We start from the raw sequence: 20,731 nt of genomic DNA on the forward strand, positions 1-20,731 counted from the left end.
AGCACAGGCTTCCGCAGGGAAGATTGTACACAGAAGGCCGCCGACGCCGGTGCGCGTGGCGGCCGAAGGGGCGGGCGCGGGCGCGCCCGCCAGGCGTCAGGCGTAGCGGCCGACCAGGGGAATCACGCCGAACAGCACGGCCGCCGCCAGCATGACGAGGGCGGCCGAGATCGACCACAGCAGGGTAAAGCGCTGGTGGTCGCCGAATTCGACTTCCGACATGCCTACCAGCAAATAAGTCGAGGCCACCAGGGGGCTCAGCAGGTGCACCGGCTGCCCGATGATCGAGGCGCGGCCGATTTCCGCCGCCGTGATCCCATACACTTCGGCCGCCTTGGCCAGCACCGGCACCACGCCGAAATAGAAGGCGTCGTTCGAGATGAAGAAGGTGAAGGGGATGCTCAGCAGCCCCGTGATGACGGCCAGGTAAGGGCCCATCCAGTCCGGCACCGCGGCGATGACGCTGGTGGCGATCGCGTCCACCATCTTGGTGCCCTGCAGGATGCCGACGAAGATCCCGGCCGCGAAGATCAGGGACACCACCGGAAGCACGTTGCCCGCGTGGGCCGCCAGCCGCTCTTTCTGCTGCTGCAGGCCGGGGTAGTTGATCATGATCGCCACGGCGAAGAAGATCATGAACAGCACCGGCAGCGGCAGGGCGCCCAGGATCAGCAGCACCAGCAGCAGGACCGTGAGGGCGAAGTTCACCCAGATCAGGCGCGGCCTTGCGGTGCCGGGCTCGCCCAGGGCGATCTCCGGACCTGCGCCGCCAGCGCCCGGCGCGCCGTCCGAAGTCGCGCCGCCGGCCGCCATCGCCAGGGGCTTGGCCCTGGCTTCGTCGCCGGCGCCCGGCGCGGCATGGGCCGGCATGGCCATGCCGGCGTAGGAGGGCTGCAGTGCCCCCATGCCGGCCGCAACCGGGATGGCTTCGCGCGGCAGCACCACGGCGCCGAGGCGCTTGCGTTCGCGCAGGCCCAGCACGTAGGCGACGAACAGCACCCACAGCGCGGTCACGGCCATCGGCAGGATCATCGGCAGGAAGATCTCGCTCACGTCGACGCCCAGGGCGCTGGCTGCGCGCGCGGTCGGTCCGCCCCAGGGCAGGATGTTGAAGACGCCGCCGGCCAGCATGATCACGCAGGCCAGGATCAGGCGGCTCATGCCAAGGCGCTTGTAGAGCGGCAGCATGGCCGAGACCGTGATCATGTAGGTGGTGGCGCCGTCGCCGTCGAGCGAGATGAACATCGCCAGGGCGGCGGTGCCGACCACGATCTTCATCGGGTCGCCCTGCACCAGCTTCAGGATCAGGCGCACGACCGGATCGAACAGGCCGGCGTCGATCATGATGCCGAAGTAGAGGATGGCGAACATCAGCATGACGCCGGTGGGCGCCAGGTTCTTGATCCCGCTGAGCATCATCGGGCCGAGTTCGGCCCCGAAGCCGCCGATCAGTCCGAAGGCGATGGGCACCACGATCAGCGCCACCAGGGCGGGCAGGCGCTTGGTCATGATCAGGAACATGAACACCACGACCATGGAATAGGCAAGGATGGTCAACATCGTCGTCCTCCCCGGTCAGCGCTGCGCGCCGGTATGGGCACGGGCCGGCCTGGCCGGCCGATCATGGGATGGGGATGGGAATGGCGCGGCCGGGATGGCGCGCGCGTGAGCGGCTGGGTGCATGGCGTCTCCGATCGTTGTCGTGGGTGCGGCTTGTTTTCGCCCACTATAGGGGTCGCCGGCTTTCAATCAGCTTTCAGTCGGCGCAGCGGCGAACAGCACCTCGACCTTGAGCCCCTGTCCGTCCGGGCCGGCGCCCAGCGCGAGCCGGGCGCGGTGCAGGTCGGCGATCTCGCGCACGATCGCGAGGCCCAGGCCGGTGCCGCCGGGATTGGCGTCGAGGGTCGCGCCGGCGCGGTAGAAGGGCGTGAAGACCTTGTCGGCGTCCTGGGCGGCGATGCCCGGGCCGCTGTCGATGACCTCGAGCGCCACGCCGGACTCGCCGCGCCCGACCCGCAGCAGCACCTTGCCGCCGGCCGGGGTATAGCGGATCGCGTTGTCCACCAGGTTCGACACCAGTTCCTGCAGCAGCGGCTCCTGCCCCAGCACGCGGGTGTCGGCGCCCTCGCGCACTTCGAGGGCCAGGTCGATCCCCTTGTGCAGCGCGGGCAGGGCCAGGTCCAGCCCGACCTGGCGCGCCACCGCCGCCAGGCAGACCGGAGCGGACTGCCCCGTGTCGCCGCCGTGCTCGATCCGCGCCAGGGTCAGGAGCCGGTTGGCGAGCCGGATCGCGGCATCGGTGGTGCCGGCCATCGCGCCCACCAGCGCGCGCAAGGCCGCCGGGTCCTGTTCGCGCAGCGCGAGCTCGGACTGGGTCTTGAGCACGGCCAGCGGCGTGCGCAGCTGGTGCGAGGCGTCGGCGATAAAGCGGCGCTGGCTGCCGATCAGTCCCTGCATGCGCGCCATCGCGCCGTTCATGGCGTCCACCAGCGGCCGCACCTCCTTGTGCACCAGGGAGGCGTCGATGTTCGACAGGTCGGAGAGGGCGCGGGTCTCGACCACGTGCTTCAGGCGCATGAGCGGGCGCAGCACCAGCCGCACCGCGAACCAGACCAGGGTCGCCACCGCCAGCACCAGCAGCGCCTGGCGCAGCAGGGTGTCGACCAGGATGCGGCGCGACAGCGCGCGGCGCGCGTCCAGCGTCTCGCCCACCTGGATCAGGGCGATGCCGCGCATCGAATCGTCGTACACCGGCTGCAGCAGGGCGGCGATGCGCACCGGCTCGCCGTTGTAGTCCGCATGGTAGAAGCGCACCAGGGCCGGATACAGGTCGGAGCGCGGCACCCCCTTCGGCACCGGCGGCAGGTCCTCGAAGCCGGACACCGTCTCGCCCTGCAGGCCGGTCACCTTGTAATAGATGCGCCCCAGGGTGTCGGTCTCGAAGCTGTCGAGGGCCACGTAGGGCACGTCGGCCACCACCTTCCCTTCGCGCACGGTGACGCGCTCGGCCAGCGCGCGGGTCGAGGACAGCAGGGAGCGGTCGTAGGCGATGTCGGCGGCGTCGAGCGCGTCGCGGTAGAGCGACACCGCGTTCAGGGCCACCAGCCCGACCAGCGGCAGGATCAGCCAGCGCAGCAGCTGCCCGCGCAGGCTGCCGGGAGGACGCGCGGCATCCAGCAGGGCGCGCCACGGGCGCGGCAGGCGGAGCAGGCGGGCGGCGGGCATGGGACGCCGGCTTCAGGCAGGACGTTCCTGCATCACGTAGCCGATCCCGCGCAGCGTGACGATCGCCACGCCGCCCTCGGGACGGCGTTCGAGCTTCTTGCGCACGCGGTGGATGTACAGCTCGATCGCATCGAGATTGGCCTCGTCCTCGAGCGCGAAGACCTCCTGGAACAGCTTTTCCTTCGAGAGCGCGCGGCCGGGCGGCGCGATCAGCGCTTCCAGCACCGCATGTTCGCGCGGCGTCAGGGCCAGCGCTTCGCCGCAGTAGGTGAACATGCGCGCCACGGTGTCGAAACTGAGCTGGCCGCAGCGGTGCACCAGAGCTTCGGCCCCGCTGCGCCGGCGCAGCAGGGCCTTGACGCGCGCTTCCAGTTCGGCCAGTTCGAAGGGCTTGGCGAGATAGTCGTCGGCGCCCAGGTTCAGGCCCTGGACCCGCTCGTCCAGGCCGCCCCGCGCGGTCAGGATCAATACCGGCGTGTTGGCGCGCGCGGCGCTGCGGGCGCGCAGCCGGCGCAGCACCTCGAGCCCGTCCATGCGCGGCAGGGTCAGGTCCAGGATCACCAACGCGTAGTCCTGGGTATGCAGCAGGGCGTCGGCGTCGGCGCCGTTCGCCGCGCGTTCGACGGTGAGATGGGCGTCGCGCAGCGCCTTGGCTACCCAGTGCGCCAGCTCGTCATGGTCTTCGACTAACAGGATTCTCATCGCGCCAGTGTAAGCGCAAACCCGGCATGGCGAAAAGCGCGGGCGGCGCGCATGGCGCGCCTGCGCGACTGAAAGCGAATTGAAAGCTTGGCGCGCATATAGTCGGGGCCAAACAGCGGGCGCCCGCCACGCCTTGCGGCGCCCGCGCACAACACGTCACGAACGGAGACACCATGAAGCATCACGCCCTCGCGCTGGCCGTCCTGGCAGCGCTATTCCCGACCGCGCCCGCGCAGGCCCAGGGCAGCGCCCAGGGCAGCGCCCAGTTCTATGGATTGCTCGACGTCGGGGTCGAATACCTCGACCATGCCGCCGGCGGCGGGAGCGGCGTGCGCGTCATCTCTGGCGGCAAGAACACCTCGCGCTGGGGCGTGCGCGGCAGCGAAGACCTGGGCGGCGGGCTGAAGGCGGTCTACAACCTCGAAGGCGGCGTCCTGCTGGACACCGGCGCGGCCGACGGCGCGCTGTTCAAGCGCCAGGCCTACGTGGGCCTGGACGGCAGCCTCGGGCGCCTGGTGATCGGGCGCTCCTTCACCACCACCTATGACCTGGTGATCAAGTTCGACCCGATGGGCTTCGCGCCGAATTATTCCTGGGCCACCGGCGGCAGCGCCAGCGGGCCCTCGAAATACGGCATGACGACCTCCTTCGACAACCTGGTCAAGTACACGGGACGCAGCGGCGCCTTCACCTATGGCGCCTCGATCGGCCTGGGCGAGCAGGCCGGCGACGCGGCTGCGGGGCGCAAGCTGGCCGTGGGCGGCTCCTGGTCGGCCGACGGACTGGCTTTCATGGCGGCCTGGGAGCAGGTCAACGGCAGCACGTTGGCCGCGACCGGCATGGGCGACAGCAAGCGGGACCGCACCCGCGCCCTGCATCTGGCCGCCGACTACCGCAGCGGCGCCTGGCGCACCACGTTCGGCATGCGCGCCTACCGGATGCGTCCCGGCCAGCCCGCGGCGGCGGAGGTGCGCGGCGACACCTTCTGGGGAGGCGTCAGCCACGTCGACGGGCGCGTGACGCTGACCGCGGCCATCTACCACGTCAACACCCGCGAGCTGCCGGCCGGGCGCGACGCCGACCCCAGCCTGCTGGTGGCGCGCGCCATGCTGGCCTTGTCCAAGCGCACCGATCTCTATCTGTCGCTGGCCCATGCGCGCGCCGACGCTGGCCAACCGGTCAGCCTGTCGCGCGACGAGGCGGGCGATGCCGACACCCAGAGCGGCCTCACCGCCGGCATCCAGCACCGCTTCTGAAGCGCCGGCGCGACACGCGCTATGATGCTCGGCATGACGAGAATGCGCCACATCCTGCCGCTGGTGTCCGCCCTGGCCGCTTTCCCGGCCGTGGCGGCCGAGTGCCTGATACCGTCCAAGCCGGGCGGCGCGATGGACCTGACCTGCAAGCTGGCCCAGAAGGCCCTGCACGCCACGCCCGGCGCGCCGGAACTGAAGCTGAGCTACCTGCCCGGCGGCGTCGGCGCCGTGGCCTGGCACACGCTGGCCACCCAACGCCGCACCGAGCCCGATACCCTGGTCGCGTTCTCGGGCGGCTCGATCCTCAATCTGGCGCTCGGCAAGTTCGGCAAGGCCCAGGTGGACGACGTGCGCTGGGTGGCGGCCTTCGGCGCCGACTACGGCATGATCGCCGTGCCCGCCGATTCGCCCTACCGCACGCTCGCGGACCTGCTGGCGGCGATCAGGCGCGATCCGCGCAAGGTCCTGATCGGCATGTCGGGCACGGTGGGCAGCCAGGACTGGATCAAGATGGCCTCGCTGGCGCGGCTGGCCGGGGTCGATCCGCGCAAACTGCGCTTCGTCGCGCTGGAAGGCGGCGGCGAACAATTCATCGCGATGCAGGCCGGCCAGGTGCAGGCGGTGTCGGGCGACATCTCCGAAGCCATGCTGTATGCGGGAGCCGGGAAGGTGAGGGTGCTGGCCGTGCTGTCCGAGCGCCGGCTGCCGGGCCGCCTGGCGGCGGTGCCGACCGCGCGCGAGCAGGGCTACGACGTGGTCTGGCCGGTGATTCGCGGATTGTGGATGGGGCCGGGCGTGCGCGAGGCCGACTACCGGCGCTGGGTGGCCGCCTTCGAGCGCATGGAATCCTCGCCCGGCTTCGCGCGCATGCGCGAGGAGGCCGGCCTGTATCCGTTCTCGCTCACCGGCGACGCCCTGACCGGCTACGTCAAGCGCGCGGTCGCGGCCTACCACCGCCAGGCCAGCGAGTTCGGCCTGATGCGCGCACGCTAGCGGCTCAGGAATTCAGGTTGAATTCGGTGAACGAGGCCCCCTGGGGCTCGGCGGGCTTGTGCTGCTCTTCCTGCTGGATCTGGCTTTCCGGCCCGTTGTTGAGCAGCCAGAGCAGGTTGGTCGCCGAATCGGCATTGGCCAGCGCTTCCTCCTGCGTCACCAGGCCGTCCTTCACCAGGCGCAGCAGCGCGGTCTCGAAGGACTGCGAACCCGGCGACAGGCTCTTGTCCATCGCTTCCTTGATCTGGCTGATTTCGCCTTTCTCGATCAGGTCCGCGATGTAGCGGGTGTTGAGCATGACCTCGACCGCCGGCTGGCGCTCGCCGCCGGCCGCCGATTTCACCAGGCGCTGCGAGACGATCGCCTTGACGCTCGAGGCCAGGTCCTGCAGCAGGGCGGCGCGGTTCTCGATCGGGTAGAAGCTGATGATGCGGTTCAGCGCGTTGTAGCTGTTGTTGGCGTGCAGGGTGGCCAGCACCAGGTGACCCGACTGGGCGTAGGCCAGGGCGGCGGCCATGGTCTCCTGGTCGCGGATCTCGCCGATCAGGATGCAGTCCGGCGCCTGGCGCATCGAGTTCTTCAGGGCCGTATAAAAACTGGTGGCGTCGCTGCCGATCTCGCGCTGGTTGACGATCGATTTCTTGTTCTTGAACAGGTATTCGATCGGGTCCTCGAGCGTGAGGATGTGCCCGGTGCGCTGCTCGTTGCGGTGGTCGAGCATCGAGGCGATGGTGGTCGACTTGCCCGAGCCGGTCGCGCCCACCACCAGCAGCAGGCCGCGCTTTTCCATGATCAGCTCCGACAGCACGGTCGGCAGGCCCAGTTCGCCCAGCGGCGGAATGCTGGCCGGGACGAAGCGGAAGACGGCCGAGATGCTGCCGCGCTGGCGGAAGGCCGAGAGGCGGAAGCGCCCCAGGTTCGGGACCGACACGCCCATGTTCAGTTCATGCTCGCGGGCCAAGGCCTCCATCTGCTCGGGCGAGCAGATTTCCTGCAGCAGCGAGTGGATGTTCTCGGGTTCGAGACGATGCTGGTTGATGGGGATGAGGTTGCCGTTGATCTTGATGTGGACCGGCGAATTCACCGCGAAGAACATGTCGGACGCGTTCTTCTCTTTCATCAGCTGGAACAGGCGTTCCATGGCCATGGCATCGTCTCCGTGTGGGGTGTTCGGGTGGCGGGGCAGGCGCGGGGCGCCTGCCGCCGGAGGGCGACTCAGTCGCCGCGCAGCAGTTCGTTGATGCCGGTCTTGGCGCGGGTCTGGGCGTCGACGCGCTTGACGATCACGGCGCAGTACAGGCTGTACTTGCCGTCCGCCGAAGGCAGGCTGCCCGACACCACCACCGAACCCGAAGGCACGCGGCCATAGCTGATCTCGCCGGTCTCGCGGTTGTAGATCTTGGTCGACTGGCCGATGTACACGCCCATCGAGATCACCGAGTTCTCTTCCACGATCACGCCTTCGACGATCTCGGAGCGCGCGCCGATGAAGCAGTTGTCTTCGATGATGGTCGGCTTGGCCTGCATCGGCTCCAGCACGCCGCCGATGCCGACGCCGCCCGACAGGTGCACGTTCTTGCCGATCTGGGCGCAGGAGCCCACGGTCGCCCAGGTGTCGACCATCGCGCCTTCGTCGACATAGGCGCCGATGTTCACGTAGGACGGCATCAGGACCACGTTCTTGCCAATGAAGCTGCCGCGGCGGGCGACCGCCGGCGGCACCACGCGGAAGCCGCCCTTGGCGAAATCTTCCGGGGTATAGCCGGCGAACTTGGTCGGCACCTTGTCGTAGAACTGGATGTCACCGCTGGCCATCGGCACGTTGTTCTCGAGACGGAAGGACAGCAGCACCGCTTTCTTGATCCACTGGTTCACGACCCAGCTGCCGCTGTCTTTTTGCGCCACGCGCAGGCTGCCGTTGTCGAGGCCGGCGAGGACGTGGGCGACCGCGTCGCGCACTTCGGCGCCGGCGCTGGACGGGCTGATCTCCGCGCGCTGTTCCCACGCGGTCTCGATGATGTTCTGGAGTTGTTGAGTCATGATGTGCTTAGTGTGGATGGAGGTGTTGCGGTTCAGGCGATGCTCTTGCAGAACTGGACGATGCGGTTGGCCGCTTCGAGTCCCTCGTCGACGCCGGCCACGAGGGCCATGCGGATGCGGTTGCGCCCCGGATTGACGCCGTGCGCTTCGCGCGCGAGATAGCTGCCCGGCAGGACCGTGACATTATAGTCGGCATACAGGCGGCGCGCGAACTCGGTGTCCGACAGGCCGGTGCGGCGCACGTCGGCCCACAGGTAGAAGCCGGCGTCGGGCAGCTCGACGTCCATCACGCCCTTGAGCAGCGGGGTGATGAGCTTGAATTTTTCCTTGTACAGCGCGCGGTTGTCCTGCACGTGGTGCTCGTCGTTCCAGGCCGCCACCGAGGCCGCCTGCACCGTGGGCGACATGGCGCCGCCGCAGTAGGTGCGGTAGAGCAGGAATTTCTTCATCGCCTGCGGGTCGCCGGCCACGAAACCCGAGCGCATGCCCGGCACGTTGGAGCGCTTGGACAGGCTGGAGAACACGATCAGGTTGCGGTAGGGCTGGTCGCCTTCGCTGCGGCCCAACTGGTGCGCCGCCTCGAGGGCGCCCAGGGGCGGGGTCGCGCCCGAATAGATCTCGGAATAGCACTCGTCGGCCGCGATCAGGAAGCCCCAGCGGTCGGCCAGCTCGAACAGCTGGCGCCAGTCGTCCAGGGTGAGCACCGCGCCGGTCGGGTTGCCCGGCGAGCAGACGTAGAGCAGCTGCACGCGCGGCCACACCGCATCGGGCACGCTGGCGTAGTCGCAGGCGAAGTTGCGGGCCGGCTCGGAGTTCACGAAGTAGGGCTCGGCCCCGGCCAGGTAGGCCGCGCCTTCGTAGATCTGGTAGAAGGGGTTCGGGCAGATCACCAGCGCGCCCGGCTTGCCGCCGTCGATCATGCACTGTGCGATGGCGAACAGCGCCTCGCGCGAGCCGTTCACCGGCAGCACCATGGTCGCCGGATCGAGCGGCGGCACGCCGTAGCGGCGCTCCAGCCAGCCGGCGATGGCGGCGCGCAGCGCTTCGCTGCCGTGGGTGCTCGGGTAGGACGACAGGCCGGACACCGCGTGCATCAGGGCTTTCTCGATGAAGGCCGGGGTCGGGTGCTTGGGCTCGCCGATCCCGAGGCTGATCGGCGCATAGTCCGGATTCGGCGTCACGCCGGCGAACAGCTGGCGCAGCTTTTCGAAGGGATAGGGTTGGAGTTTGTCGAGATGCGGATTCACGGCGTGGTCCAGTTGGCGCATTGCAATAATCGTACAATTATAGCGCTTTGCCGTGGCGGGCCAGGCATGCTTCCGGGTATGGATTTGCGGTAACATGAATCCAGTCCATCCTGGAGTTCGCCGTGCCGATTCATTATGCGCGCAGCCTCGCGGGCGACGACCGCAGCCCGTCCGCCAACCGCCACCTGGGCGTGGCGCTGGCCTTCATCGCCGGCGCCATCAATGCCGGCGGCTTCCTGGCCGTGCGCCAGTACACCTCCCACATGACCGGCATCGTATCGAGCCTGGCCGACCGCCTGGTGCTGGGCGAGGGCGCGCTGGTGCTGGGCGCGCTGGGCGCGATCCTGAGCTTCCTGCTGGGGGCGGCGGCCACCGCCGTGATGGTCAACTACGTGCGCCGCCAGGGCCTGAGCTGCGCCTACGCGCTGCCGCTCCTGCTGGAAGCGGTGCTGCTGCTGGTCTTCGGCGTGCTGGGTGCGCGCCTGGCCGGGATCGATGCGCCGGTCTTGCCTGCAGTGCCGCTGACCGTCATGCTGCTGTGCTTCATCATGGGCTTGCAGAACGCGGTGATCACCAAGGTGTCGCAGGCCGAGATCCGCACCACCCACATGACCGGCATCGTGACCGACCTTGGCATCGAGCTGGGCAAGCTGATGTACTGGAACGCCGACGGCGGCGCGCTGCGGCCCAAGGTGCTCGCCAACCGGACCCGCCTGGCGCTGCTGCTGTCGCTGCTGGCGGCCTTCCTGGTCGGCGGCCTGGCCGGGGCGCTCGGCTTCAAGTACCTCGGCTATTTGTCGACCGTGCCGCTGGCCGCTTTCCTGTGCCTGCTGGCGATCGTGCCGGCGGCGGACGAAGCCCTGCGTTTCCTCGCCCGCCAGCGACGAGGGAGCTGAGGCCGCCCGGGACGGCGGGCAGGCGCATGCCGGCGCCGGGCGCCAGCACCCGGCCCAGGGGCGCTTCCACCCAGCGGTGGAATGCCGCTCCCGCGCCCACGCTGGCCGCCCAGGCCAGCAGCACGCCCAGCGCTTGCAGGGGCGGCCACTCGGGGACGAAGCGCGCGAAGGCCGCGTTGACGACCAGGCACACCGGGAAATGCACCAGGAAGATGGAGAAGGAGATCGCACCCAGGTAGTCGACCAGGGCGGTGGCGCGCCCGGCCACCGCGGGCGAACGCACCCGGCCGCACAGCATCAGCAGGCAAGCCACTACCAGGGCCACCGCGATCCTGCTGCGGTAGCCCAGCAGCAGCGCCAGCAGGGGCAGGATCAGCAGCGCGACCAGCAGCAGCGCGACGGTGTCGAGCCGGCGCGCCGGATCGCCCGCCCACCAGGCCAGCACGCCCAGCCCATAGCTGCCGAAGAAGTAGGGCGCCCAAACGTCCCATTCCGCGTCCAGGTTGAAGTGGAGCAGGGAAGCGGCCACGCCGCCGACCACCAGCGCCGGCAGCAGGCACCGGGACGCCAGGCCGGCCGGCCCGCGCCCGCTCAGCCAGGCCAGCAGGGCCAGGCAGGCGTAGAGCTGGAAGTCGATCGCCACGTACCAGGCGCCGGCCGACAAGGCATCGAAGCCGAGCAGGTCGTGCAGCAGCAGGGCGTGGGCCAGAAGCTGGTCCCAGGTGGGAGGCGCCGAGATCGCATCGTGGCGCATCCATGCGCCGGCCAGGCTGGAGGCGAGGCTTGCCAGCAGCATCGCCGCGATGAAGGGCGGCGCCAGCTTGAGGTAGCGGCGCCAGAGCGCCTGTAGCGGATCGGCGGCGAGCGGCCGGCCCTGCGGCGACAGCGACCTGGCGGCCAGGAAGCCGCCAACCACCAGGAAAACCTGCACCGCGATGCGTGCGTCGTCGTGGAGCCAGTCGATCAGTTCCGGCACGAGGACCCGCGCGTGGTCCGCCATAGGGCCATAGAAGGCGAGATGGTGCAGGACGATCAGCTGGGCCGCGCCGGCCTTCAACAGATTAATCAGAAAAAAGGGAGGCTGGACTGCCGGCCGGACGCCGGAACTGTCGACTGCATGCTTGACCACGTGATACCAATCTTCATTCGATGTTGCAGCGCCCTGCCAGGCAGGGCGGCCCGGCATCCCGCCGGGGCCGCGCATCATAGCTGAGCTGGCAATCCGGGTCCACGCGATACGTGTAAGAAACTTATGAGCATGCTGTAAGCGGCAAGTTGCCGTGTTGCCGAAGCGCCACTAACCGATCGAAAACATCGAATTGTACATTTCCGTTTGGAAATGAAGATTTCCCTTAGGTTAGAATGTCACCAAATCTATCGCCCATGCCGGCGCGCCTGACTCCCCAACCCCGCCTCACGCGTTCCGGCAGATCTATCAGGGTCTTCTTTCGCAGCAGCCTCTTGGCCGCTGTCTCACCCAATTCACTACCACATGCTCCCGTGCTGTCACTAGACCTGTCCACGTCCCGCCTCCATATCGACCCGCGACTCGCCGAATTCGCGGATCGCGAGGTCGAGGACCGCTTCCTGCGCCAGAGCCTGCCCGAGCGCGGCCGCCAGACCAGGACGAGTCTGCTGATCGCGGCCGTTTTCTATGTGGCCTTCGGCGCGACCGATGTCGCCACGCTGGGCGCGACCCCGGTTGCCTGGATGCTGGTCGCGCTGCGGGTACTGGTTGCCGTGGTCGGTATCGGTGGCTGGTACGCCATCCGCCGTCACCCTGAGTCGCTGCGCGTTCCGGTGGGCGCCGTCTGCGCCTTGCTGGTGACCGGGCTGCCCGTATTCCTGGTCGTATGCTGGTTCCAGCCAGAGACGATGGCCTGGAACACCATGTCGCAGGCGCTGATGGTCATGGCGGTTTATGTCAATTTTCCGAATCGTTTCGTGTATTCGGTCGCACTCGGCCTGGGTTTCAGCGCCGCGTTCGCGGTGATGCTTTGCCTGCAGGGCATGCTGGCGCCGGACGACCTCCTGACCCTGGTTCTCCTGCTCGTCATGGGCAACGCCCTCGGGTATATCGCCGCGCGCCGCATCCAGGTGGCGCAACGCGAACAGTTCCGCGCCGCGATGCAGTTGCAGCAGATGGCCGATCGCGATCCCTTGACCGGCTGCTACAACCGGCGGGTCCTGCAGCGCGGCCTGCTCGACGCCGAGCTGGCGCGCTGCCGCCGCTACGGCGCCGCACTGTCGGTGGTCCTGTGCGACATCGATCATTTCAAGCGCATCAACGATACCCATGGTCATGCCGCCGGCGACCAGGTGCTGGAATCCTTCGCGCATGTCTTGCGCACGATGACGCGCGAAGCAGTGGACCGCGTGATCCGTTATGGCGGTGAAGAATTCCTGATCGTCTTGCCCCATACCGACCTGGCCGGGGCGCAGGCGCTCGCGGAGCGCATCCGTACCGCATTCGCGGTCGACGTCATGCATCTGGGCGACAATGTTTACCTGACCGCGAGCGCCAGCTTCGGCGTGGCCACGGTTCCAGCCGAACTCACGCATGCGTCGGTTTCCTTCGAAGAGCTGGTCGGCCTGGCGGATGCCCAGCTGTACGCGGCCAAGGGCGGCGGACGCAATCGGGTGTGCGCGGCGATCCTGGCCCCGGCCGCCGACCACGGACAGCGGCGCGCCTGAGACCAGTCTGGCTTCAGGACTGGCCGCATCCCGCCATCGTCGCTGGCCGGGCCTCGAGTTCGGCGATCCGCTGCGCCAGTTCGGCGCGGCGCGACGATGCGGTCGCGCCTGCGGCCCACCGCTTCAGGATATCGAGCTGCGCGACGCGCAGCGCGTCCGCGGCGCACACGGCGACATCGGGCGTCACGCCCACGCCCTCCCAGTTGGTCCCCGTGACCGGGCTGACCAGCCGGCTCAAGGGCACGAAAGCGGCGAAGTGGGGCAGCAGGGGCAGATGGTCGCCCGCGTTGGCGCCGCCTCCGGTCGTTTCGCCGACCACGGTGGCGCGCTTGAGATTCTTGAGCGCATAGGCGAAATCCTCGGCGGCCGAGAAGCTGTCCTTGCTGGTGAGGATGCTCACCGGCTTGCTGGCGCCGTAGCGCGGGCCCGGCAGCACGCCGAGGCTCCAGCGCTGCTCGACGCGATTGCCGTCGCGGTAGCGGAAGTCGGCCAAGTGGCTGCGCCGCTCCAGCAGGTAGCTCGCCAGCTGGGTGGACGCGGCCGCGTCGCCGCCGCCGTTGTTGCGCAGGTCGATGATGAGGGCGTCGGTGTGGGCGAGCACGGTCATCGCCGCCGCGATGGTCTCGGCGGACTGCTGTGCGGGGGCGAAGCCGTCCAGGGCCAGGTAGCCGATGTTGAGGGGCAGGCGTTCGATTCTCTCGACGCCGAAATTCCTGGCGCGCAGCGCCTCGAGCTGGCGCGCGGCTTCCTCCGGCGTGCTCGCGGCCTGGGCGCGCCGCACCAGGACCGGCTCGTCGCTGTAGACCACGCGCAGGTGGCGGTCCTTGGACAGCGCCTGCATCTCCTGGCTCAGGACCTGGGTCAGCCTGCTCGCGCTGGCGATGCCGTCGTAGGCGCCGCTCCGCTGCCGCTCGCGCAAGCGGGCTGCGATCTCGCGCCCCACGTCCGGGAACACGTAGCGCTGCTCGATGGTTGCGCTCAGCTTGTCGATGAGTTCCTGCCGGCTTGCCGCCGTCATCGTCGTGTCGGGTTGGCCCGATACCTGAGCGGGCTGCGCGAAAGCCGGCAGCCAGGCAAGGGCGGACGCGAGCAGCGCCGTGGCGAGCGCTTGTGATGCTTTCATAAAACCTCTGGTCGGTGTGTTGCGCGGACGGGTTCGTCCGCTCCCGGTCTATGTTAGGAACGATTGCAAAATTTCAATACGCAACAGGCAGAATGCCCGATTTGCATGGTCGAGCTCGCGGCCGAATGTCAGGCCTGACCCCATTCACGAAGGACGGTCCAACAGCCAGGTGCCGGAAGCCGGTGAAATGATGCCGATCAGCCGACCCGCGGCGTAGAACTGGATTTTCCGCGTCTCGCCGTGCCGGCACGCCATCGAAGCGGCAAATTCCTGCATGCGGGCAGGACGCTCCGAAGGCGGCAACACGATCGTCTTCGTGTTGAAGTTGACGACGATGTAGTCGGCGTTGACGCTCCAGCCCGCCACCCTGTTAAAGGCGGCCAGCGATCGTTCGGCAGCGGCGATATCGCATTGTGCGCCAGCGGTGACGGGCGCTGCGGCAGGGGGAGCGTCGCCGCCTCGGCCGTTGAACAGCAGACCGATAACGGCAATGCCCGACACCACGCTCGAACCGGCGGCGATGATCGTTCTAGTGGACGCACGCATGCTTCACTCCTCCGCTTTGGCGCTCCTGGCAGGTTCGGTAAGGGTCGATGTTCCATGCATGCTCGCCGTCCTCAAGCGCACTGCTCGCGCCAGGCGCCGGGGTTCATGCCGCTCCACTCGCGGAAGGCATGCGTGAACGCGCTCTGCTCCTGGAAGCCGAGCAGGAAGGCGATGTCGACCAGGCCGAGCTCGCGCTGGCGCAGATAGTCGCGGGCCAGCGCGTAGCGCAGGGCGTCCAGCACCTGCTGGAAGCTCACGCCGGCCTCGGCCAGCTTGCGCTGCAGGGTGCGCGCCGACATGCCCAGGTCCTCGGCCACCTGCGGCAGGCGCGCGCCGTTGTTCGGCAGGCGCCGCACCAGGGCCGCGCGCACCTGGGGCACCACGCCGTCGCCCGCCGCGCGTTCGAGCAGCAGGCGCTCGGCATGCTGGCGCAGCACCGGATACAGGCTCACGTCCGCGTTCGGCACCGGCATCGCCAGGATCGCGGCGTCGAAGCGGGCCGCGTGTTCCGGCGCCCCGAACTCGGGCTCCACGCCCAGCACGCGGCGGTACTCCTGCAGGCCGGCCTCGCTGCGGTGGCCGAAGGCGATGCGGGAAGGCGTCAGCGGGCGGCCGGCGAGCCAGCTGCCGAACACGCGGATGCCGGCGAACACGCTTTCCACCAGGTGCCGGCTGGCCTGCGGATAATGGCAGTCCCAGGCATACACGGCCTGCGCACCGTCCAGGGCCAGGCGGGTGCGCCCGAGGTCGTGCGCGAGCTGTTCGTAGCGCTGGGTCTGGGCCAGGGCCTGGCCGAAGTCGCTGCAGGCCAGCAGCATCATGCCGTAGGCGCTGAAGGTGCCGGGCCTGACCTTTTCGCCGACGTGCAGGCCGAAATGGGGATCGCCGGCCAGCCGCGCGCCCGCGTCGAGCAGCGCGACGTAGCTGCGCGCGGGGATGGAGTCGGGCAGGGCGCCGGACAGCATACCCAGGCTGGCGGGCGGCAGGCCGGCGGCATCGGCCAGCGCATCGGGCGCGACGCCGCGCTCGGCGGCGGCCTCCAGCAGGGGCTGGGCATAGGCCCCGGTCACCCGTCCCGCATCGGCGAGGACCTCGCGCCGGGCGCCTGGCGTCTTGGAACAAAGCTGTGTCATGAAAGCGCAATACAGGTGGTGGCGGCGAACCTAATCTGGCGTCGATGGCAACAACCAGTATAAGGGGAAAACAGGCATGCGGCGCTGGAATGGATGGGGGGACGACACGATCGAGGTGGCGCTGGCGCCGCAGGCGCTGGCCTTCCTGGCGCAGCGCCTCGGCCCCGGCACGGCGCAGGTGGACGCGGACTTCGAGCAGGCCTGCGCGGCCCTGCCGGCCAGCCGCCTGCCCATGCATCCGCTGGTCGATGCTTCGCCAGCCACCCGGGCGCGGCATGCGCTCGGCCAGAGCCTGCACGACTGGCTGCGCCTGCGCCACGGCCGCCTGGGCGCCGTCCCCGATGGCGTGGCCTTTCCCGAATCGGGGCAGCAGGTGCGCGAGCTGCTCGACTTCGCCGCGCACGCCGGCGCCGAGCTGATTCCCTATGGCGGCGGCACCAGCGTCGCCGGCCACCTCGAGGCGGGCCAGGCGCGCCGTCCGGTGCTGAGCGTGGCCATGGGCCGCATGCGCGCCCTGGTCTCGCTCGACCGCGAGGCGCAACTGGCCTGCTTCGGCGCCGGCGTCAGCGGCCCCGATCTCGAAGCCCAGCTGCGCGCCCACGGCTATACCCTCGGCCACTTTCCGCAGTCCTTCGAGTATTCGACCCTGGGCGGCTGGGTCGCCACGCGTTCCTCGGGCCAGCAGTCGCTGCGCTATGGACGCATCGAGCAGCTGTTCGCGGGCGGGCGCGTCGAGACCCCGGCCGGCACCCTGGAGATTCCGACCTTCCCGGCCTCCGCCGCCGGCATCGACCTGCGCGAGATGGTGCTCGGCTCCGAAGGCCGGCTCGGCATCCTGACCCACGCCAGCGTGCGCATCAGCCGCCTGCCGGAGCACGAAGCCTTCCATGCCGTGTTCTTTCCCGACTGGGAGCGGGCCGCTGGCGCGGTGCGACTGATCGCCCAGGCGCGCCTGCCGCTGTCCATGCTGCGCCTGTCGAACGCGGCCGAAACCCAGACCATGCTGACCCTCGCCGGCCACCCGCGCCAGGTGGCGCTGCTGGAGCGCTACCTCGGCTGGCGCGGCTGCGGCGCCGGCAAGTGCATGCTCTTGGTCGGCGTCAGCGGCCGGCGCGCGCAATGCCTGCCGGCGCTGCGCGCGGCGCTGTCGATGGCGCGCTGCCACGGCGGGGTGCACCTGGGGCGGCTGCTGGGCGAGCGCTGGCGCCGCAACCGCTTCCGCAGCGTCTACCTGCGCAACGCCGCCTGGTTGCATGGCTACGCGATCGACACGGTGGAAACCGCGGTCGACTGGTCGCGCGTGTCGGCCACCGTGGACGCGGTCGAAGGCGCGGCCGGCAAGGCCCTGCAGGCCTTCGGCGAACGGGTGCACGCCTACACCCACCTGTCCCACCTCTACCCGCAGGGCGCGAGCGTGTACGCGACCTTCGTGTTCCGGCTCTCGGGCGACTTCGAGACCGACCTGGCGCGCTGGCGCTGCCTCAAGGACCGGGTGTCGGAGGCGATCGTGGCCAGCGGCGGCACCATCAGCCACCAGCACGGCGTCGGCCTCGATCACGCGCCCTGGCTGGCCGCCGAGAAGGGGGAGCTCGGCCTGTCCGCGATGGCGGCGCTGTTCCGCCACTTCGACCCCGAGGGGCGCATGAACCCCGGCAAGCTGGTGCGCTGAACATGGACGGCGGCATCGACCCCATCCTGGCCGCGCGCGACTGGGACGTATTGGTGATCGGCGGCGGCATCACCGGCGCCGGCATCCTGCTCGAAGCCGCGCGCCGCGGCCTGCGCGCGCTGCTGGTGGAGCAGCGCGATTTCGCCTGGGGCGCCTCGAGCCGCTCGTCCAAGCTGGTGCACGGCGGCCTGCGCTACCTGGCCGAAGGCCAGTTGCGCCTGACGCGCGAATCGGTGCGCGAGCGCGAAGCCCTGCTGCGCGAGGTGCCCGGCCTGGTCGAGCCGCAGGGCTTCGCTTTCGCCGACCACGGCGGGGCGCGCGGCAAGCGCCTGGCCTTTCTCGCCGCGCTGCGCGTCTACGACCTGCTGGCCGGACGCCGCGAGGCGCACTGGGAGACGGCGGACGGCTTCGCGATGCTGGCGCCCAACGTGCGGCGCGAGGGCCTGGCGGGCGGCGTGCGCTACACCGACGCCAAGACCGACGACGCGCGCCTGGTGCTGCGGGTGCTGGACGAGGCGCGCAGCCATGGGGCGGTCGCCTGCAACCACGTGGCGCTGCGCGCACTGCTGCACGAAGACGGCAAGGTCGCGGGCGCGCGCCTGCACGATGCGCGCAGCGGCGCGGAGCATGCGGTGCGCGCCCGCGTGGTGCTCAACGCCACCGGGGCCTGGGCCGGCGCGCTGGCCGCCGCAGGCAAGGGGCCGCGTCTGCGCCCGCTGCGCGGCAGCCATTTGCTGCTGCCGGCCTGGCGCCTGCCGCTGGCCCTGGCCGTGAGCCTGATGCACCCGCAGGACGGCCGTCCGGTGTTCGCCTACCCCTGGGAGGGCGCGACCTTGGTCGGCACCACCGACGTCGACCACGGCGAAGACATGGCGCGCGAAGCGCGCATCACGCGCGCCGAATTCGACTACCTGCTGGCGGCCTTGCACGCCGCCTTTCCGCAACTGGGGCTCGGCCCCGGCGACGTGATCGCCACCTATGCAGGCGTGCGTCCGGTGATCGACGGAGGCAGCCACGGCGCGCCGTCGAAGGAGCGGCGCGAGCACCTGGTGTGGTCCGAGCCCGGCCTGGTCTCGGTCACCGGCGGCAAGCTGACCACCTTCCGCGCCATCGCTCTCGACGCCCTGCGCGAAGCGGCGCGCCAGCTGCCCGGCTGGGAGGCGGACCTGCGTCCGCAGCCGCTGTTCGCGCGGGCGGCGCCCCCACGCTGCGCGGCGCTCCCGGCCGGCATCCTGCAGCGCCTGGCCGGCCGCCACGGCGCCCAGGCCCAGGCCCTGCTGGATGCGGCCCGCGAGGACGAGCTGGACGCCGTGCCCGGCACCCAGACCCTGTGGGCCGAGCTGCGCTGGGCCGCGCGCGCCGAACGGGTGCTGCACCTGGACGACCTGCTGCTGCGCCGCACCCGCCTCGGCCTGCTGCTGCCCGCGGGCGGGGCGGCGCTGCTGCCGCGCATCCGCGCCATCTGCCAGCCGGAGCTGGGCTGGGACGAGGCCCGCTGGCTGGCCGAGGAGGCCGCCTACGTGCTATGTTGGCGCGAGCACTACGCCCCCCCGAGCGCAGCCACCAGGACGACACCATGCATGAACCCCTGATCCTCGCCATCGACAACGGCACGCAGAGCGTGCGCGCGATCCTGTTCGACCTGCGCGGCGAGATCGTGGCCAAGTCCCAGGTCCACCTGCAGGCCTATGTGTCGCCCCAGCCCGGCTGGGCCGAGCACGACGCCGACGGCTACTGGCAGGCCCTGTGCCAGGCCTGCCGCGCGCTGTGGACCATGCCGGGCGCCGACCGCTCGCGCGTGGCCGGGGTGGCGGTGACGACCCAGCGCGGCACCGTGGTCAACGTCGACCGCGAGGGCCGTCCGCTGCGCCCGGCGATTACCTGGCTCGACCAGCGCCGCACCGACCGCGTGCCGCCCATCGGTCCGTTGTGGCGCGCCGCCTTCAAGCTGGCGCGGGTGGCCGACACCATCGACTTCTTCCGGGGCGAGGCCGAGATCAACTGGATCCGCGCCCACCAGCCCGAGGTCTGGGACGCGACCCACAAGTTCCTGCTGCTCTCGGGCTACCTGAACTACCGGCTGTGCGGCAGCTACGTCGATTCCTCCGGCTCGCAGGTGGCCTATGTGCCCTTCGACTACAAGCGGCGGCGCTGGGCCGCGGGCCACGACTGGAAGTGGCAGGTCCTGGCCGTGGAGCGGCGCATGCTGCCCGAGCTGGCCGAACCGGGCGCGCGCCTGGGGCAGGTGACGGCCCAGGCGGCGCTGGAGACCGGCATCCCGGAAGGCATGCCGCTGCTGGCCGCCGCCGCCGACAAGGCCTGCGAGGTGCTCGGCGCCGGCTGCCGCGAGCCCCACGTGGGCTGCCTGAGCTACGGCACCACCGCCACCATCAACACCACCTCGCGCCGCTACGTCGAGGTGACGCCCTTCGTGCCGCCGTATCCGGCCGCGATTCCCGGCGCCTACAGCACCGAGGTGCAGGTGTTTCGCGGCTACTGGATGGTCAACTGGTTCAAGGAGCAGTTCGGCCACCACGAGCAGGCGCGCGCGCTGGAAGAGGACGTGGCGCCCGAGCAGCTGTTCGACGCCCTGGCCAACGCGGTGCCGCCCGGCTCGATGGGGCTGATGCTGCAACCCTACTGGACGCCGGGGATCCGCATTCCCGGCCGCGAAGCCAAGGGCGCCATCATCGGCTTCGGCGACGTGCACACCCGCGCCCACGTCTACCGCGCCATCCTCGAAGGCCTGGCCTATGCGCTGCGCGAAGGGAAGGAGCGGATCGAAAAACGGAGCGGGGTGCGCATCACCGAACTGCGCGTCTCCGGCGGCGGCTCGCAGAGCGACGCCGCGATGCAGCTCACCGCCGACATCTTCGGCCTGCCGACCGCGCGGCCCCACGTCTACGAGACCTCGGCCCTGGGCGCGGCCATCGATGCCGCCGTGGGCCTGGGCCTGTATCCGGACTTCGGCGCGGCGGTGGCGGCCATGACCCGGGTCGGCCAGGTGTTCGAGCCGAACGGCGCCCACCGCGAGATCTACGAGCGCTTGTATCGCGAGGTCTACCTCAACATGTACAAGCGCCTGCAGCCGATGTACCGCGACATCGCGCGCATCACCGGTTATCCGCAGCAGACCTGAGGTCCCGCTTTCAGCAGAAGGCCTGCTCTGACATTTTCACGAGGAAACATTAATTTAACGAAATCTTA

The 20,731-nt window shown here is 69.8% G+C and carries 17 protein-coding genes; 7 read left to right on the forward strand and 10 right to left on the reverse strand.

Going from position 1 to position 20,731, the window contains the following annotated elements; all coding sequences use genetic code 11:
- Positions 1 to 96: 96 nt before the first annotated feature.
- From B0920_RS01695 to B0920_RS01705, 3 genes are all read right to left on the reverse strand, one after another.
- Positions 97 to 1,560: a CitMHS family transporter gene (locus B0920_RS01695; protein WP_078030867.1), complete on the reverse strand. Its 1,464-nt coding sequence runs from the start codon at positions 1,558 to 1,560 to the stop codon at positions 97 to 99.
- A 189-nt stretch (positions 1,561 to 1,749) separates the two neighbouring features.
- Positions 1,750 to 3,225, reverse strand: a complete 1,476-nt coding sequence (locus tag B0920_RS01700; RefSeq protein WP_078030868.1) for a sensor histidine kinase — start codon at positions 3,223 to 3,225, stop codon at positions 1,750 to 1,752.
- A gap of 12 nt (positions 3,226 to 3,237) precedes the next feature.
- Entirely contained in the window at positions 3,238 to 3,927 is a 690-nt protein-coding gene (locus B0920_RS01705; RefSeq protein ID WP_078030869.1) for a response regulator, read from the reverse strand.
- A gap of 173 nt (positions 3,928 to 4,100) precedes the next feature.
- Here B0920_RS01705 and B0920_RS01710 point away from each other — a divergent pair, with 173 nt between their 5' ends.
- Together B0920_RS01710 and B0920_RS01715 are read left to right on the forward strand one after the other, a co-directional pair.
- Positions 4,101 to 5,183 (forward strand): porin, encoded by a 1,083-nt coding sequence (locus B0920_RS01710; RefSeq protein WP_078030870.1) that lies wholly within the window; start codon positions 4,101 to 4,103, stop codon positions 5,181 to 5,183.
- A 33-nt stretch (positions 5,184 to 5,216) separates the two neighbouring features.
- Positions 5,217 to 6,176, forward strand: a complete 960-nt coding sequence (locus B0920_RS01715; RefSeq protein ID WP_078033246.1) for a tripartite tricarboxylate transporter substrate binding protein — start codon at positions 5,217 to 5,219, stop codon at positions 6,174 to 6,176.
- A gap of 4 nt (positions 6,177 to 6,180) precedes the next feature.
- Here B0920_RS01715 and B0920_RS01720 read toward each other — a convergent pair whose 3' ends face one another.
- The 3 genes from B0920_RS01720 to dapC all read right to left on the reverse strand — a co-directional run bounded on the left by B0920_RS01720 (position 6,181) and on the right by dapC (position 9,463).
- A complete protein-coding gene (locus tag B0920_RS01720) occupies positions 6,181 to 7,323 on the reverse strand; it encodes a PilT/PilU family type 4a pilus ATPase (RefSeq protein WP_078030871.1) in 1,143 nt (380 codons plus the stop codon).
- 68 nt (positions 7,324 to 7,391) lie between these two features.
- The gene (gene dapD, locus B0920_RS01725; RefSeq protein WP_078030872.1) at positions 7,392 to 8,216 is read right to left on the reverse strand and encodes a 2,3,4,5-tetrahydropyridine-2,6-dicarboxylate N-succinyltransferase; all 825 of its coding nucleotides are present in this window, start codon (positions 8,214 to 8,216) and stop codon (positions 7,392 to 7,394) included.
- A gap of 32 nt (positions 8,217 to 8,248) precedes the next feature.
- Positions 8,249 to 9,463 (reverse strand): succinyldiaminopimelate transaminase, encoded by a 1,215-nt coding sequence (gene dapC / locus B0920_RS01730; RefSeq protein WP_179119165.1) that lies wholly within the window; start codon positions 9,461 to 9,463, stop codon positions 8,249 to 8,251.
- A 122-nt stretch (positions 9,464 to 9,585) separates the two neighbouring features.
- Between dapC and B0920_RS01735 the strand changes: the two genes are divergently transcribed.
- Positions 9,586 to 10,359 carry a YoaK family protein gene (locus tag B0920_RS01735; protein ID WP_078030874.1) on the forward strand — a complete coding sequence of 258 codons (774 nt, stop codon included), beginning with the start codon at positions 9,586 to 9,588 and terminating at the stop codon, positions 10,357 to 10,359.
- Here the strand turns inward: B0920_RS01735 and B0920_RS01740 are convergent.
- Complete coding sequence (locus B0920_RS01740; protein ID WP_229455106.1) at positions 10,241 to 11,416, reverse strand: acyltransferase; 1,176 nt, start codon at positions 11,414 to 11,416, stop codon at positions 10,241 to 10,243. The two genes, B0920_RS01735 and B0920_RS01740, sit on opposite strands and share 119 nt — an antisense overlap.
- Before the next feature lie 443 nt (positions 11,417 to 11,859).
- Here B0920_RS01740 and B0920_RS01745 point away from each other — a divergent pair, with 443 nt between their 5' ends.
- Positions 11,860 to 13,053, forward strand: coding sequence for a GGDEF domain-containing protein (locus B0920_RS01745; protein ID WP_179119059.1), 1,194 nt, complete (start codon positions 11,860 to 11,862; stop codon positions 13,051 to 13,053).
- A 13-nt stretch (positions 13,054 to 13,066) separates the two neighbouring features.
- Here B0920_RS01745 and B0920_RS01750 read toward each other — a convergent pair whose 3' ends face one another.
- The 3 genes from B0920_RS01750 to B0920_RS01760 all read right to left on the reverse strand — a co-directional run bounded on the left by B0920_RS01750 (position 13,067) and on the right by B0920_RS01760 (position 15,855).
- Positions 13,067 to 14,176: a S41 family peptidase gene (locus B0920_RS01750; RefSeq protein ID WP_078030876.1), complete on the reverse strand. Its 1,110-nt coding sequence runs from the start codon at positions 14,174 to 14,176 to the stop codon at positions 13,067 to 13,069.
- A 144-nt stretch (positions 14,177 to 14,320) separates the two neighbouring features.
- Positions 14,321 to 14,722, reverse strand: a complete 402-nt coding sequence (locus B0920_RS01755) for a hypothetical protein (RefSeq protein ID WP_078030877.1) — start codon at positions 14,720 to 14,722, stop codon at positions 14,321 to 14,323.
- 71 nt (positions 14,723 to 14,793) lie between these two features.
- Positions 14,794 to 15,855: an AraC family transcriptional regulator gene (locus tag B0920_RS01760; RefSeq protein WP_078030878.1), complete on the reverse strand. Its 1,062-nt coding sequence runs from the start codon at positions 15,853 to 15,855 to the stop codon at positions 14,794 to 14,796.
- A 76-nt stretch (positions 15,856 to 15,931) separates the two neighbouring features.
- Between B0920_RS01760 and B0920_RS01765 the strand changes: the two genes are divergently transcribed.
- Genes B0920_RS01765 through B0920_RS01775 form a run of 3 tightly spaced genes read left to right on the forward strand, consistent with a single transcriptional unit; the run spans position 15,932 to position 20,663 of the window.
- Positions 15,932 to 17,524 carry an FAD-binding oxidoreductase gene (locus tag B0920_RS01765; RefSeq protein WP_078030879.1) on the forward strand — a complete coding sequence of 531 codons (1,593 nt, stop codon included), beginning with the start codon at positions 15,932 to 15,934 and terminating at the stop codon, positions 17,522 to 17,524.
- 2 nt (positions 17,525 to 17,526) lie between these two features.
- The gene (locus tag B0920_RS01770; protein ID WP_078030880.1) at positions 17,527 to 19,116 is read left to right on the forward strand and encodes a glycerol-3-phosphate dehydrogenase/oxidase; all 1,590 of its coding nucleotides are present in this window, start codon (positions 17,527 to 17,529) and stop codon (positions 19,114 to 19,116) included.
- On the forward strand, positions 19,101 to 20,663 hold the full coding sequence (locus B0920_RS01775; RefSeq protein ID WP_078033247.1) for an FGGY-family carbohydrate kinase: 1,563 nt from the start codon (positions 19,101 to 19,103) through the stop codon (positions 20,661 to 20,663). Before B0920_RS01770 ends, B0920_RS01775 begins: the two co-directional genes overlap by 16 nt.
- Positions 20,664 to 20,731 lie beyond the last annotated feature (68 nt).

This window comes from Massilia sp. KIM, from assembly GCF_002007115.1.
GTDB lineage: Bacteria > Pseudomonadota > Gammaproteobacteria > Burkholderiales > Burkholderiaceae_D > Telluria.

Bases quoted from the DNA above. Each gene is read 5' to 3' on its own strand.
- B0920_RS01695 (WP_078030867.1), bottom strand. From the start codon at position 1,560: ATGTTGACCATCCTTGCCTATTCCATGGTCGTGGTGTTCATGTTCCTG.
- B0920_RS01700 (WP_078030868.1), bottom strand. From the start codon at position 3,225: ATGCCCGCCGCCCGCCTGCTCCGCCTGCCGCGCCCGTGGCGCGCCCTG.
- B0920_RS01705 (WP_078030869.1), bottom strand. From the start codon at position 3,927: ATGAGAATCCTGTTAGTCGAAGACCATGACGAGCTGGCGCACTGGGTA.
- B0920_RS01710 (WP_078030870.1), top strand. From the start codon at position 4,101: ATGAAGCATCACGCCCTCGCGCTGGCCGTCCTGGCAGCGCTATTCCCG.
- B0920_RS01715 (WP_078033246.1), top strand. From the start codon at position 5,217: ATGACGAGAATGCGCCACATCCTGCCGCTGGTGTCCGCCCTGGCCGCT.
- B0920_RS01720 (WP_078030871.1), bottom strand. From the start codon at position 7,323: ATGGCCATGGAACGCCTGTTCCAGCTGATGAAAGAGAAGAACGCGTCC.
- dapD (WP_078030872.1), bottom strand. From the start codon at position 8,216: ATGACTCAACAACTCCAGAACATCATCGAGACCGCGTGGGAACAGCGC.
- B0920_RS01750 (WP_078030876.1), bottom strand. From the start codon at position 14,176: ATGAAAGCATCACAAGCGCTCGCCACGGCGCTGCTCGCGTCCGCCCTT.
- B0920_RS01755 (WP_078030877.1), bottom strand. From the start codon at position 14,722: ATGCGTGCGTCCACTAGAACGATCATCGCCGCCGGTTCGAGCGTGGTG.
- B0920_RS01760 (WP_078030878.1), bottom strand. From the start codon at position 15,855: ATGACACAGCTTTGTTCCAAGACGCCAGGCGCCCGGCGCGAGGTCCTC.
- B0920_RS01765 (WP_078030879.1), top strand. From the start codon at position 15,932: ATGCGGCGCTGGAATGGATGGGGGGACGACACGATCGAGGTGGCGCTG.
- B0920_RS01770 (WP_078030880.1), top strand. From the start codon at position 17,527: ATGGACGGCGGCATCGACCCCATCCTGGCCGCGCGCGACTGGGACGTA.
- B0920_RS01775 (WP_078033247.1), top strand. From the start codon at position 19,101: ATGCATGAACCCCTGATCCTCGCCATCGACAACGGCACGCAGAGCGTG.